The following is a 14,712-nucleotide window of genomic DNA, read 5'->3' as shown; positions in this document are numbered from 1 at the left end:
CACATGGCATGGAATTCGTTCGCCACACCCGCCATCGGCAAAGGCGTACGCTGGGCGTCCCGCCTGCTGCACCACGGCGGATCCGCGTTCCCCGGCAAGGTCATCGAGACCATCGACCCGGGCTTCCTCGCGCGCACGCTCGGACGGCTCCCGCTCGGCGTCGTGCTCGTCTCCGGCACGAACGGCAAGACCACGACCACGCGCATGGTCGCCTCGATGCTCTCCGACCTCGGGCTCAAGGTGTTCACCAATCCGACCGGCTCGAACTTCACGCGCGGCGTCGTCTCCGCGCTGCTCCAGCAGGTCACGCTGGGCGGCCGGCTCGACGCCGACATCGCCGTGCTGGAACTCGACGAGGCGTACGCCGTGCACTTCGTCAAGCAGGTCAAACCCCGTTACGCGCTCCTGCTCAACGTGATGCGCGACCAGCTCGACCGCTTCGGCGAGATCGACAACACGGCGCGGCTGCTCGGCGAGGTCGCCAAGACCACCACCGGCACCGTCGTGCTCAACCGCGAGGATCCGCGCATCGCCGCGCTCGCGGCCCTGACGCCCGCCGGCACGCAGGTGCGCTACTTCGGCCTGTCCGACGAATTGAAGAAGCTCTTCCCCTCCGACGACGACATGGCCACCACCGTGAGCGTGGAGGAAGGTGCAGTCTCCGGCACGGCCGCCGCCGGCCGGCAGGAGCGGAAAGACGACGCCGAGGCCGTCGAACTGCCGGCGGACGTGACGTTCACTGCATTCGGTGACCATCGGGCCACGTTCCGACTGGACGGAGGCGAGCACACGACCGACGTGAAGCTCGAAGGCGTGTACAACCTGTACAACGCGGCCGCCGCGCTCGCCGTCGTGCGCACGGTCGTCGCCGACGCGCCGCGGGCGCGGACCGCGGCTGCCCCCGCCGGAGGCGAGGCGTTCCGCGAGCGGCTCAGGCATTTCGCCGACTCGGACACCGACTCGCTTATCCGGGCCGTGGCGCGCGTCACGCCCGCGTTCGGGCGCGGCGAGGTCATCGAGGCGGCGGGCAGCCCGGTCGAACTGCTGCTCGTCAAGAACCCGATGGGCTTCCGGCTCTCCCTGGCGAGCTTCCCTCCCGAAGGCGCGGACACGATGATCGTCATCAACGACGAATACGCGGACGGCCGCGACATGAGCTGGTTGTGGGACGTGGACTTCACCTCCCTGCGCGGGACCGGCGTCGCGCAGGTGTCCGGCGTGCGCGCCTGGGACATGGCCCTGCGCCTCGCATACGACCAGGTGCCGGTCTCGCAGACCGACACCGACATCGAATCCGCGTTGAACCTGTTCGTGCATGCGAACCCGGGCACGCCGAAACACATCTACTGCACGTATACCGCGATGCTCAAGGTGCGCGCCGCGCTCGGCCGCATCGCCGACGTGGCGGACGCCGGCGTGGGCGAATAGGACGAAGGGAAACGAGGAACAAGACATGGGCAAGGTAATCGACGTGATGTCCCTCTACCCGAAGGACATGAACATCTACGGCGACTCCGGCAACGTGCTCACCATCACGCGCCGGCTCGCGCTCTACGGCTACGAGCCGCGCGTCACCGCGTACAACCAGGGCGACGAATGGCCCGAACACGTGGACATGATCCTCGGCGGCGGCGGGCAGGACACCGGTCAGAAGAAGATCGTCGACGACTTCTTCCGCCGTGCCGACCTGCTGCGCGCGCTCGCCACCGACGGCGTGCCCATGCTGATGATCTGCGGCATGTACCAGCTGTTCGGCGAATACTTCGAGACCGTGGACGGCACGCGCCTCGACGGCATCGGCGTGATCCAGGCGCACACCGTCGGCCGCGACGTGCGCATGATCGGCAACCTCGTCGAGCACTCCGACGAATTCGGCGACATCATCGGCTACGAGAACCATTCCGGGCAGACGTTCCTGCGGGCCGGGGTCGCGCCTCTCGGCCACGTCGACCAGGAGGGACGCGGCAACAACGGCGAGGACCATACGGAAGGCGCGCGCATGAACAACGTGATCGGCACGTACATGCACGGCTCGCTCCTGCCGAAGAACCCCGCCATCGCAGACTATCTGATCCGCGTGGCCGCCGAACGCCGCTACGGCGAATTCGGCACCGCCGACCAGACCGAGGAACAGCGCAGGGAGCTTGAGCGCATTGACGAGATCGCCGAGCAGGCACGCAAGGTGGCCGCGGCGCGACCGCGGTAGTAGGCTTAGAGCGTACGTGCGCATGGCAGCGAGCCGTGCGCGACCTTCACGAAGGAGGGATATCATGGCAGACTTCGATTTGGGTGACGGCCTGCGCAAGGTCGTGCTGGCGGGCATCGGCGCCCTTGCCACCGGATACGAGAAGGGCAGCGAGCTGGTCGACGACCTCGTCAAGAAGGGCGAGCTGACCGTCGAACAGGGCAAGAGCCTCAACACCGAGCTCAAGCGCAAGGTGGGCGAGTCGCTCGTCAACAACGCCGCCAAGGACGACGAGAAGCGCGCCGCCAAGGCCGCGGACGCCGCCGATCCGGCCGAAACGCCGGAGGAGCCGGCGGACGAGAAGGCCGACGAGGCCTGACCGCCGAAGCTTCCCATCCGATTGCGCTGACGACCGTCGGCGGATGAACCCTCGTCCGTGTGGGGGATTCCGCCGACGGTCGCCGCGGTTCAAGCCCGATCAAGGAGACGTATCGTGACGAATACGAAGCCCACGTCGACAACAGAGACGAACGGCGAACAGGCGGGGGCCTCGCCGTCGCGGTCGTCCGAGACGGCACAGTCGTCCGAGACGGCACAGTCGTCCGAGGCCGCGAAGTCGTCCGAGACGGCGCCGTCCGCGGAACGGTCCGAGCGGCAGTCCGCCGCGTCGCACATCTCCCCGGACATCCCCGTGCCCGTGCCGGTGTGGGACACCGCCCAGAACGAGACCATCGGACTGTTCGGTCCGCGCCGCGACGACTTCGCCGCGCGCTACCATCTCACGCGCCGGGGCAAGGCCAAGCGACTCGCGCAGATCGTGCGCATCGTCAACCATTTCGACGCGCTCAAAGGCCTCACGCCCGTCAAGATGCGCCTCATGTTCGAGGCGCTCGGACCCACGTTCGTCAAGGTCGGCCAGATCCTCTCGATGCGTTCCGAGATGCTGCCGCAGAGCTTCTGCGACGAACTCGCCAAACTGCGCGCCGACGCCGACCCCATGCCCTACGAGACCGTGCTCGACACGCTCGCCGCCGAATACGGCAGGCCCGTGGATGAGATCTTCTCGCATATCGACTCCAAGCCGCTCGGCTCCGCCTCGCTCGCCCAGGTGCATCGCGCCACGCTCGTCACCGGCGAGGACGTGGCCGTCAAGGTGCAGCGCCCCGGCGTGCGGGAGACCATGGCGCAGGACGTGTCCATCATGCGCTCCATCGCCAAAGGCGCCACCAAGGTGTTTCGCAACACGCAGATCGTCGACCTGAAGGGCGTGGTCGAGGAGCTGTGGGATACGTTCCAGTCCGAGACCGACTTCCTTGTGGAGGCGCGCAACCTCGCCGAGTTCAAACGGTTCGCCGCGCCCTTCAAATACATGGACTGCCCGACGCCCTACCCGGACCTGTGCACCGAGCACGTGGTCGTCATGGAATACGTGGAAGGCATCTCCGTCTCCCATCCGGGCAAGCTCATCGCCGCCGGCTACGACCTCAACGACATCGGCACCAAGCTCGTCGACAACTACGCCACGCAGATTCTCGACGACGGCTTCTTCCACGCCGACCCGCACCCGGGCAACATCATCATCCGAGGCGGGCAGATCGTGCTCATCGACCTCGGCATGACCGGCCGGCTCGACGCGAAGACGCGAGCCGTGATGAAGGAGATGATCTTCGCCGTCGCCAAACAGGATTCGCCGCAGCTCGCCGACGGGCTCCTGCGCTTCGCCGGCGCCGAAGCGGATCCGGCCGACTATCCGTCGCTGCTCGCCGACCTCGATACGATCGTCAAGGAATACGGCACCGTCGACCTCGCCGATTTGGACATCGCCGCGTTCATCACGGCGCTCACCAACCTCGCCACCCGGCACGGCATCGAGGTGCCGAGCACCGTCACCACCGTGGGGCGTGCGCTCGTCACGCTGGAGGGCCTGCTCGACGAGTTCATCCCCAACGTGAACATGATCGAGATCATCTCCAAGCACATCGCTACGTCGAAAAGCCCCAAGCAGATGGTCACGGACGAGCTGAAATCCCTGGGAGTGGAGGGACATGAGGCGCTGCACAGCGCGCTCGGCGCGATGAGCGAGCTCAACGTGGCCGTCCGCATGCTCACCCGCGGGCAACTGCGCACCAACATCGAGCTCGTCGGCTCGCAGGAGCCGTTCCAGCTGCTGAGCGACATGGTGAACAGGCTCACGATGGCGCTGATCGTGGTCGGCCTGTTCATCGGATCGTCGATCGTGTACTACGCGGGCATGAAGCCGATCATCTTCGGCATCCCGATCGTCGGATTCCTGGGGTACGTGGTGGCGTTCGTGCTCGGATGCTGGATCGTCGCCGACATCTACCTGAAGGGCCGCAAGCAGAAGCGGCGGTAGGCCGTCAGCCGGCGAGACGGTTGGAGATGAGGCGGTTGAGGCTGATGTGCTGTTCGGCGGCCTCGATGCTCAAGGAACGGTGCAGCTCCGGGGGGATGCGCACGAGGATGCGCCCGGAGAAGCGGCGTTCCGACAGTGGTTCCGGCGCCTCCTCGCCCGCCTTCACCAGTCGCGTGACCTCGGCCTCCGCGGCGTTGCGGATACCGACGAACGCCTCCAGCTGCGAAGCGCTTTCGAACGTCACGTCCGGCAGTTCGGCGCATGAGGCGACGAACCGTTCGGACTTACCGTCCCAGCGGATGCGGTAGGCGTAATGGTTGACGTCCGGGACGGTGGCAGTCGTGTCGGAGCCGTTCGGGGCGGCGGTGGCGGGGGTCTTCCGTGACCCGGTGTTCTGGGATTCGCTCATATCGGTGATGATACCACCGATATGAGCGTTGGAACGCGGGTGTTGGATGGAGTGGTGTTGGATGGGGCGGTGATTGCATTTCGGGTATCTCTCCCCCAGTCCGCTACGCGGACAGCCCCCTCGTCAGAGGGGGCCGGGAACCGCTCGCCCTAGAGGGCTGTCACGCGCGCTTGCGGCTCGTGAAGGTGAGGGTGATGCCGGCGGCCGTCAGCATCACCGTCGCGGCGATGATCGCGGCCACACCAGCGCCGGTGGCGCTCAGGCCGGTCTTGCCGGTGCCGTCGCTCGTACCGGTCTGCGGTTTGTTTCCGGCGTTGCCGGCACCGTTCGCGCCGTTGCCGTTTGCGCCGTTGCCGTTGCCGTTCGTGTCGCCGGATCCGTTGTCTCCGCTCTTGTCGACGGTGACCGTGACCTGGGTGGTGACGGTCTTGTCGCCTTCGGTGTAGGTGACGGTGACGGTCTGCTGTCCGGTCTTGTTCGCGTCGAACCCGCTGACCTGGTAGGCGCCGGCGTCCAGGACCTTGGACGATTTGTCGCTGTAGTGGGCGGTGACGGTGAGTGTGAGTTCGCCGCCGAGGGTGATGTGGTCGCTCGCGGCCTTCGCGTCGATCGACTCCAGCGTCACGCCCGGCTGAGGCTCCGGCTCGGTGTTCTCGACCTCGCCGGCGACCAGCGGGTAGAAGGTGATCTTGTCCACGTTCGGCGCGCCGCCCCACGAGACCGCAGCCTTGCGGGAGCCGACCTCATCCCAGTTGCCGAGGGTCAGGTCGCCTCCGGCCGTGGTCACGCTCACCGAACGGTTCATGAAGTGCTTGTCGGTGTAGGTGTAGCGGAACGCGCCGCGTGCGATCTCCTGGCCGTCGGCGCCGCCTTGGCGCACCTGCAGGCCGAGGTCGACGATCTGCGGGTTGTAGGAGTGGCTGCCGATGAACGCGTCGTTGGAGAAGCTCACGACCATGGTGTAGGTACCTGCCGGCACGCCGGACACGGTCATCGTGCCCTTGTTGTTCTGGATGACGGTGGGCACGTGGTCCGCGGTGGCCTCGACACGCGTCTGGTCGCCGTAGCCGGCCTTGCCGCTTTCGTTGGTGACGAACTGGTTGCCCAGGCCGGTCACGAACGCCTTGCCGCTCGCGTCGGAGGAGTCGTCCTTGGCGACTTTCGCACCGCCGGAGAGCTTGGTGTTCTCGGCTTCGACCGTGATGGCCTTCTCGTCGGAGTCGGCGGCGCGTGCCGTCGTGACGCTCTGGACCAGCGTGCCGGCCGCGCCTCCCAGCGTGATGCGGTTGATGCCTTCGGACAGGGCGACCTTCACGCGGGAGGTCTGGAGTCCGTCGACGCCGGCGGTCAGGGTAGCGGCCTGCTGGCCGTTCACAGCCAGCGCAATCGTCGCGCCCTTGGCGGCGTGGTAGGAGACGGTCACCTCGTGGTAGCCGGCCTGCCAGGCGTGGGCGAACACGTCTGCGGTGCCGCCGTTGAGATCGGCGAAGCCGTTCGTGCCGTCACCCGAGTAGGAGAGCTTGGCACCGTCAGACAGGCGGATGTCGGACGCCGGGTAGGTCACCTGATCGACGGGGGAGTCGCCGCCCTTGGAGACCTGGTAGAGCAGCAGCTTGTCGGACTCGTTGTCGAGGTCGGTCGCTTCGACGGTGATGGAATGCTCGCCCTTGGTGAGGTCGTCGAGCACGATCTCGGCGCTGCCGCGGTACTTCCACTTGGCGGCGTCCTTGAGCGCCAGCTCCGCGGGGATTTCCAGGTCGCCGGCGGCCTTGCCGTCGACGCTCACGTGGTTGACGCCGGGGAAGCCGGCGGGTGCGGTGATGAGCTGGAGACGGTAGTCGCCGTCCGCCGGCACGTCCACCTTCCAGGTCATCTTGGCGCCGTTCTTGAAGTTGCCGACGTCGGCGTTGCCGGAGAACATGAAGTTGCCCCAGGAGCCGGTGTTGTCGCTCTTCGTGTAGGATCGGGCGCCGTCGGTCATCTCGGTGTCCTCGGCCTCGATCGTCTGCAGCGAGCGGCCGTTCGCCGCGTCGTCCACGGCGACGGCGGTGTCCTGGTGTGGGGTGACGACGAGCTGGTAGGAGGCGTAGCGGTCGACGCTGACGGTGGTCACGTCGAGGGTGCCGTCCTTGACTTCGGCGTTGGAGACCGCATTGACGACGCGAGGCGTGGCGGCCACACCGTCGGGGCCCGTGTAGGCGTTCTCGCGCACGGCGACGTCCACGTGGTCGCCGAACACGTCCGGGTCGAGTCCGGTCAGATGCACGGTCACCGGCACGTCCGCGCCGATCTTGGTGCTGTCGTTCGCGCCTCCGTACAGCACGGTGGCCTTACGGTTCGTCTTGTCGATCGCGGCGATGCCCTGCAGGTTGTCGACGCTGTCCGGGTGCTCGCTGGTCACCTTCACGGTCTGCGTGCCGCGCAGGTCGCCGTACCACTTGTACATCCACCAGCCGCCGTTGGCGCTGTTGGCGCGGGCCATGTTGTCGTTGAGGTTGCCCGCGTAGTTCCAGTAGGCGGTCTGCGCCTGCACCTTCGTGCCCTCGAACATGCTCATCCACTGCACGAGCTGGCCCGGCACGGACATGTCGCGCAGCTCGCCGAACTCGGAGATGTTGATGGCGCGCGGGGAGATGCCGAGCTCCTTCTCGAACCCGCGGTACTGCTCATAGTGGCTGCGGTAGTTCTTCAGCGAGCCGTTGCCGAGCTCATGCCAGACGGTCACGTCTGGCAGGGTGTTCGCCGCCTTGGCGCTTTCGAGCAGCGCCTTGGTGCGGTTCGCGCGCCACACGCTGTCGCCGGGGCCGGCGACCAGCGCGTGGTCGGCGGTCGGCTTGACGCCGTTGACGTTGGCCTTCTCGCCGCTCTTGTACTGATTCCAGACCTTCTGGATGGTCGCGTAGGCATCGTTCCAATCGGTGAGGAACTGCTTGTAGATCGCGGCGTTCGCGTTGTCGCCGGAGGCGTACCAGTTGCCGCCGTCCGGCTCGTTGAACGGCATGAAGACGATGTCGTCCGGGTGGGAGGTGTTGGCGAGGATCTTGTTCATCACCACTTCGAGCACTTCGTCGAAGTCCCAGCGGCCGTTCGCCTGGCCGTCGGCGTAGGTGCCGTAGGAGGCGTCGTTCGGGTCGACGTCGAGCTTGTAGGTGCGGGTGTCGCCGGGGCGCTTGCCGCCGTTGTACGACCAGTCCGGGTACCAGTCCTGCAGGTTGACGACGAGCTGTTCGCCGCCGTTGGCGAAGAACGAGTTCTCCACGGCGAGTACGTCGGCGCTGGGGTGCTGCAGACCGTCGGCGGGCTTCTGCGAGGTCACCTGAACGCGCGCGCCGTCGAGGATCGCGTCGGTCGGCGAGCCGTCGTCGCCCAGGCCGTACAGCATGCCGGAGGCGCCGCCGTGGAAGTCGCCGGTCTCGGTCGCATAGTCGGCGGTGATGGTCTGCGCCGGCTTCGGATTGTCCTGCGCCTGGGCGCTCGCCGTCGTGACGCCGCCGATGAACAGCGTGGCAAGCGCCGCGGTCGCCCCGAAGGCCGATCGCAGTATGCGTTTCGTGATGCTCATGATTCCCTTTTCCTCGTTGACTTTCCTCGTTGACTGGTTGGTGCCGTAGCTCCCACATCGAACCGCGCCAACGATTCCCACATCGAATCGCACCATCGATTCTACGCGCGTAGATAAATGACGCAAATCAGCGCGATATGCGCGGCGTGTTATCTGCCATAACGAGAACGCCGCTATGTTCTACTGGCGTAGAACACGCGCATCGGCGATCATGGTCGATGACGTGCGGCAAGGTGAAACGGCAGGCGGGACCGCCATGGGCCACCGGGCCGGCGGCCCGGCGAATCGGCGGAACATCAGATCGGCGGAACATCAGGGAGGCGCAATGTCCGGAACCGAACGGTGGGGCGAGACGGCACGGCCGAACGGAGAGACGACGGCGGGGAAAAGCCGCCGCCGCAGGGCCACCCGCGCCGACGTCGCGCGTCTTGCCGGCGTCTCGATGGCGGTGGTCAGCTACGTGTTCAACGACGGCCCGCGCCCGGTCGCCCCGGAGACCGCGCAACGGGTCCGTGCCGCGGCCGAGAAGCTCGACTACCGCCCGAATTCGGTGGCGCGGGCGCTGAGTACCGGCTCGTCGCGCACGCTGGGTGTCGTCGTGCCCGATCTGTCCAATCCGTTCTTCTCCGACGTGTACGGCGAACTGGAATCCATCGCCTCCCGCAGCGGGTATTCGGCGATGTTCATGGCATCGCACCAAGATTCGGACAAGGAGCGGGACCGCATCGCCCGGCTCATTGCCCGTGAGGTGGACGCTGTCATCGTCGCTTCGGCACGGCCCTCATCCGAACTGGCGTCGATTCCGCGCCGGGAATGCCCGTTCGTCATCCTCGACCAGACGAAGCCGGTGCCCGGCGCGAAATGCGTGTCCACCGACTTCCAGTCGGCTGTCGAATCGGCGGTGAGGCATCTGCTTGCCCACGGGCGCACCTCGATCGCCATGCTGTCCGGCAAGGCCGGCGACGGGCTCGATGATCCGCGCATCCAGGGGTGGCGGCGCGTGCACGATCAGGCCGGCATCGCCGCCGGTCCCGTCGTCGACGCCGGATTCACCCGTCAGGGCGGCTATAAGGCGATGCTCGCACTCCTGGATTCCGGCCGGTGCCCGGACGCCGTGTTCGCCGATTCCGATCTGGAGGCGATCGGCGCGCTGCGCGCGCTGCACGAGCGGGGCGTGCGCGTCCCCGAAGACATTGCCCTTATCTCGTTCGACGGTACCGTGGATTCCGCGTTCAGCTGGCCGCCGCTCACCGTCGTCCGACAGGACGCCCACGCCATCGCCGAACGCATCTTCCGTGCGGCCGTCGAACCCGACCGCGCGCCTGACCTTCAGCTGGTCGCGGCGTCGCTCGTCGCCCGCCGCTCCTGCGGATGCGGCTGCGACGTCGATTCGCGCACAATGAGCTCGCCGGGCAACTCCGTGTAGCGTGTCCAATTGTCGGTGCGCCCGCGCCCGGCCACCACGTCGTCGATCTGGGCGGCCAACATGTCGAACGCGACGCTGCCGGCCCGGCGGAAATCCTGGCGCACGGTCGTCAGCGCCGGATCCCACACCTTCGCGAGCGGGTGGTCGTCGAACCCGACGACGCTCACATCCTCCGGCACTCGGCGGCCCACGTCGCCGAGCCCGCGGATGACGCCCATCGCGACCTCGTCGTTGCCTGCGAAGATCGCGGTCACGTCGCGGCGGGACCCTAGTTCGCGCCCGATCTCACGTCCGCTGTACGGGTCCCACGTCGCCATCACCGGCTCCGGCGCGAACACGCCCGCCTCCGCCAGCGCCTGCCGCCAACCGGACAGTCGGCTGTAGCCGCCCGAACCGCCGGGAATCGCCACATGGACGACGGTGCGGTGTCCGAGCGAGAGTAGATGGCGGGTCACGTCGCGGCCGCCGTCGTTCTCCTGCAGCGAGACCTGCGCGACGTCCGGATTGCGGTCGCCGGCGACGAGCACCACCGGCATGTCTGAGGGGAAGAACGTGGACGCCTCGGCGCTGGCCGCGTCGTAGTTGAGCAGGATCGCGCCGACCGGGTTCTGGTCCAACGCGCGGCGCACACTGCGGCGGATGTCGTCGCGCGACTCCCCGGTGATCATGTTGATGTTCAGCTGGTATTCGTCCTCGCGGGCGCGCAGTTCGATGCCGTGCAGCATCTCCGACTGTCCGTACAGCGTGGTGTCGGTCGTCAGCACGGAGATTAGACGCGTGCGCTCCCTGACCAGCGCGCGGGCGATGGGGTTCGGACGGTAGTCGAGCAGTTCGATCGCCTTGGCGATGCGCTGGCGCTTCTCCTCGCTGACGCGCTCGCGGTCGTTGAGATAGCGGGAGACCGTCGGCACGGAGACGCCGGACAATGCCGCGACGTCCTTGATCGACGCGGTCTTCGCGCGGTTCGCTGTTCTAGGCATCGGGATTCCCATTTCGTAAGATCGTTCATCGGTTCCGGAAAGCGGAATCGTGTACACGGTAGCACGGCGGCGTCATGACGCCGCCCACGACGAGCGGCCCGGTCGCGATCCGTGGGGATGCGGCCGGGCCGTCCGGTGATGTGCGACTGGGGCGCGGGGTGGCCGGGTGCGTGGCGTGCGCCACGTGCGGCTCACGTCACGCACGCCACGTCATCTGCGTCACGCGCGCTTGCGGCGCATGAGCGCGAGGGTGACGCCCGCCGCGGCGATCGCCACGGCTAGGACCGCGATCGCGGTCACGCCGGCGCCGGTGGAGCTCAGGCCGGTCTTGTCGGTCGTCTTGCCGTTGCCGGTCTGGGGCTTGTTCCCGGCATCGCCGGCACCGTTCGCGCCGTTGTCGGAACCATTGTTGTTGCCGTTGTCGCCCTTCTTGTCGACGGTGACGGTGATCTGGGTGGTGACGGTCTTGTCGCCTTCGGTGTAGGTGACGGTGACGGTCTGCTGTCCGGTCTTGTTCGCGTCGAAGCCGCTGACCTGGTACTGGCCATCCTCCAGCGTCTTGGACGTGCCGTCGCTGTAGTGGGCGGTGACGGTGAGCTTGAGCTCGCCGCCGAGGGCGATGTGGTCGCTCGCGGCCTTCGCGTCGATTGACTCCAGCGTCACGCCCGGCTGAGGCTCCGGCTCGGGCTCATCGGGCACGGCATCCTTGTTGGCGACCTCGCCGATCGTCACCGGGTAGAAGGTGATCTTGTCGATGTTCGGCGCGACGCCCCACGAGACGGCGCCCTTGCCCGTGCCGGCCGGATCCCAGTTGCCGAGCGTCAGCGCGGAGCCGTCGGTGATGAACTCCAGCGAACGGTTGAGGAAGCTGGTGTCCGAGTAGGTGTAGCGGAACGCGCCGCGCGCGATCTCCTGTCCGTCGGCGCCGCCCTGGCGCACCTGCAGGCCGAGGTCGACGATCTGCGGGTTGTAGGAGTGCTTGCCGATGAACGCGTCGTTGGAGAAGCTCACCACCGCCGTGTACGTGCCGGCCGGCACCTTGCCTGCGGGAATCGTCAGCGTGCCCTTGTCGTCCGTGTGGACGGTCGGGGTGTTGTTGGAGTCCTTGACCACGACGCGGGTGCGGTCGCCCATGCCGTTCGGGCCGGTCTCGGCGGTCTCGAACTGGTTGCCGAGGCCCGCCACGAACTTCTTGCCGCTCGCGTTGGAGGCGTCGGAGGTGACGACATTCGCGCCGCCGCCCAGCGTGGCGTCCTCCGCCTCGACGGAGACGACGGACTTGTCGGTGTCGGAGGAGGCCGCGCGCGCCGTGACGACGTCGCGGACGAGCACGCCGTCGCCGGCGGTCAGCGTCAGACGGTTGATGCCTTCGGACAGGGCCGCGCGCACGGTGGTGGACTGCAGGCCGTTGTACTGCGCGGTGGTGTCGAGCACGGTCACGCCGTTGATGACGAGCGTGAGCTTCGCGCCCTTGGCGGCGGTGTAGTCGAGGGTCACGTCATGGTAGCCGCTCTGCCAGGCGTGCGCGAACACGTCGGCCGAGCCGCCGGCGAGCGAGGCGAAGCCGTCCGTGCCGTCGCCGGCGTAGGAGAGCTTGGCGCCGTCCTCCAGACGGAACTGGGAGGCCGGGTATTCGGTGCGGTCCGCGACCGCGTCGTCACCGGTGCCGGAGACCTGGTAGAGCAGGAACTTGTCGAGCGTGTTGTCGAACGCGGAGTCGCCGTGCAACGTGATCGCATGGTCGCCCTTGGTGAGCTTCAGTTCGAGTTCGGCGCTGCCGTAGTACTTCCACTTGGCGGCGTCCTTCATCGCGAGTTCGGCGCCGAACGAGAGCTTGCCGGAGTCCTTGCCGTCGACGGTCACGGCGTTCGCGCCGGGGAATCCGGTGTTGCCGCTGGTCACCTGCAGGCGGTAGACGCCGTCCGCGGGGACGGATACGTTCCAGGTGGCGGTGCCGCCGGTCTTGAAGCTGCCGACGTCGCCGTTGCCGGAGGCCATGAAGTAGCTCCAGCCGGAGCCGGAGGGCGTCTTCGTGTACGCCTGTGCGCCGCCGGCGAGCTGGGACTTCTCGGCCTCCTGGACGAGCAGGGCCTTGCCGTTCTCCGCGTCGGTGACGAGCGTACGGTCCTGGTGCGGGGTGACGACGAGCTGGTAGGAGGCGTAGCGGTCGACGCTGACGGTGGTCACGTCGAGCGTGCCATCCTTGACCTCGGCGTTGGAGATCGCGTTGACGACGCGCGGCGTGGCGGCCACGCCGTCGGGTCCGGTGAACGCGTTCTCGCGCACCTCGACGTCGACCTTGCCGCCCAGTCCGGCCTTGTTGAGTCCGGTCAGGTGCACGGTGACGGGGATGTTCGCGCCGGTGTTCTGCACGGCGTCGGAGTTCGCGTCGTTCGCGCCGCCGTACAGCACGGTGGCCTTGCGGTTCGTGGCGTCGAGCGCGGCGATGCCCTGCAGGTTGTCCTGCTGGTTCGGGTGCTCGCTGGTCACCTGGACGGTCTTCTGGCCGCGCAGGTCGCCGTACCACTTGAACTGCCACCAGCCGGCGTTGGCCGAGTTGGCCCTCGCGGCGTTGTCGGACAGGTTGCCCGCGTAGTTCCAGTAGGCGGTCTCGGCCTGGACCTTGGTGTCTTCGAACATGGACTGCCATTGGATGAGCTGGCCCGGCACGGACATGTCGCGCAGCTCGCCGTATTCGGTGATGTTGATCTTCAGCGGGCTGATGCCGTGCTTCTTCTCCAGCGCGCGGTAGGCGGCGTAGTGGGAGCGGTAGGCGTCGAGGCTGCCGCGGCCCAGTTCGTGCCAGACGAACACGTCGGGCAGCGTGCCGGAGGCCTTCGCGTGCTCGAGGAACTTGTCGGAGCGGTTCGCGCGGTACGCGGAGTCGCCGGGGCCTGCCACGCGGGCGTGGTCGGCGGTGGGCTTGACGCCGTGCACGTTGGTCTTCTCGCCGCTCTTGTACTCGTTCCAGATCTTCTGGACGAGCTGGTATTCAGCATCCCAGTCGGTCAGGAAGGTCTGGAAGATGGCCGCGTTCGCGTTGTCGCCGGAGGCGTACCAGTTGCCGCCGTCGGGCTCGTTGAACGGGATGAACGTGTACTGGTCCGGGTGTTCGGTGTTGGCGAGCACCTTGTTCATCACGATCTCGGTGACCTGCGCGTAGTCCCACACGCCGTCGCTGCCCTCGGTGTAGGTGCCGTACGACGGGTCGGACGGGTCGACGTCGAGCTTGTAGGTGCGGTTGTCGCCGGGGCGCTTGCCCTTGTTGTACGACCAATCCGGGTAGTAGTCCTGCATGTAGATCGCGAGTTCGTTGCCGCCGTTGGCGAAGAACTGGTTCTCCAGCGCCAGCGAGTCGCCGCTGGGGTGCTGCGTGCCGAACGGGGGCTTCTGGGACGAGTTCTCGACGCGCGCGCCGTCGAGGATCGCATCGGTCGGCGAGCCGTCGTCGCCGAGGCCGTACAGCGTTCCGGACGCGCCGCCGAGGAAGTCGCCGGTCTGCTGCGAGTAGTCGACGTCAAGCGTCTGTGTGGGTTTCGTGGTCTCCTGGGCCTGGGCGGGGAACACCAGCCCCACGCCCATCATCGCCGTGGCCGCCACCGCCGCCACGACCGCACTCCATCGTTGTCCCATGCTTCCTTGCCTCTTTCTACGGGTGAACCGTTGCTTCGGGGTCTTCCGCCCCGCGCTCGCCGCCACACTGCGTCTCGACGAACACGGCCAGTGTATATCATAACGTTTTCACGAGCAAATCGAAAAATCACGCAAAGGAACGC

General features: G+C 67.2%; 9 protein-coding genes. 5 read left to right on the top strand and 4 right to left on the bottom strand.

Going from position 1 to position 14,712, the window contains the following annotated elements; genetic code table 11:
• Positions 1 to 3 precede the first annotated feature (3 nt).
• The 4 genes from AC1AYN_RS06890 (at position 4) to AC1AYN_RS06875 (ending at position 4,559) form a co-directional block, all read left to right on the top strand.
• On the top strand, positions 4 to 1,428 hold the full coding sequence (locus tag AC1AYN_RS06890) for a MurT ligase domain-containing protein (RefSeq protein ID WP_476502660.1): 1,425 nt from the start codon (positions 4 to 6) through the stop codon (positions 1,426 to 1,428).
• Positions 1,429 to 1,453: 25 nt separating this feature from the next.
• Positions 1,454 to 2,206, top strand: coding sequence for a type 1 glutamine amidotransferase (locus AC1AYN_RS06885; RefSeq protein WP_476532702.1), 753 nt, complete (start codon positions 1,454 to 1,456; stop codon positions 2,204 to 2,206).
• A gap of 64 nt (positions 2,207 to 2,270) precedes the next feature.
• Positions 2,271 to 2,564, top strand: coding sequence for a phasin family protein (locus AC1AYN_RS06880; RefSeq protein WP_476502658.1), 294 nt, complete (start codon positions 2,271 to 2,273; stop codon positions 2,562 to 2,564).
• Between the two features lie 294 nt (positions 2,565 to 2,858).
• Positions 2,859 to 4,559, top strand: coding sequence for an ABC1 kinase family protein (locus tag AC1AYN_RS06875; RefSeq protein ID WP_476532740.1), 1,701 nt, complete (start codon positions 2,859 to 2,861; stop codon positions 4,557 to 4,559).
• A 4-nt stretch (positions 4,560 to 4,563) separates the two neighbouring features.
• Here AC1AYN_RS06875 and AC1AYN_RS06870 read toward each other — a convergent pair whose 3' ends face one another.
• On the bottom strand, positions 4,564 to 4,968 hold the full coding sequence (locus AC1AYN_RS06870) for a type II toxin-antitoxin system HicB family antitoxin (protein ID WP_476532701.1): 405 nt from the start codon (positions 4,966 to 4,968) through the stop codon (positions 4,564 to 4,566).
• Between the two features lie 160 nt (positions 4,969 to 5,128).
• A complete protein-coding gene (locus AC1AYN_RS06865; RefSeq protein ID WP_476532700.1) occupies positions 5,129 to 8,530 on the bottom strand; it encodes a bacterial Ig-like domain-containing protein in 3,402 nt (1,133 codons plus the stop codon).
• A gap of 325 nt (positions 8,531 to 8,855) precedes the next feature.
• Here AC1AYN_RS06865 and AC1AYN_RS06860 point away from each other — a divergent pair, with 325 nt between their 5' ends.
• Positions 8,856 to 9,956, top strand: a complete 1,101-nt coding sequence (locus tag AC1AYN_RS06860) for a LacI family DNA-binding transcriptional regulator (RefSeq protein WP_476532699.1) — start codon at positions 8,856 to 8,858, stop codon at positions 9,954 to 9,956.
• Here AC1AYN_RS06860 and AC1AYN_RS06855 read toward each other — a convergent pair.
• Both AC1AYN_RS06855 and AC1AYN_RS06850 read right to left on the bottom strand, forming a co-directional pair.
• Positions 9,860 to 10,936 (bottom strand): LacI family DNA-binding transcriptional regulator, encoded by a 1,077-nt coding sequence (locus AC1AYN_RS06855; RefSeq protein WP_476532698.1) that lies wholly within the window; start codon positions 10,934 to 10,936, stop codon positions 9,860 to 9,862. The genes AC1AYN_RS06860 and AC1AYN_RS06855 overlap by 97 nt on opposite strands.
• Positions 10,937 to 11,155: 219 nt before the next feature.
• A complete protein-coding gene (locus tag AC1AYN_RS06850) occupies positions 11,156 to 14,569 on the bottom strand; it encodes a bacterial Ig-like domain-containing protein (RefSeq protein ID WP_476532697.1) in 3,414 nt (1,137 codons plus the stop codon).
• Between the last annotated feature and the right edge of the window lie 143 nt (positions 14,570 to 14,712).

The organism is Bifidobacterium sp. LH_413 (assembly GCF_056357015.1).
Note: the sequence above shows the minus strand (reverse complement) of the source record. Positions and strands in the feature narration are given on the sequence as shown.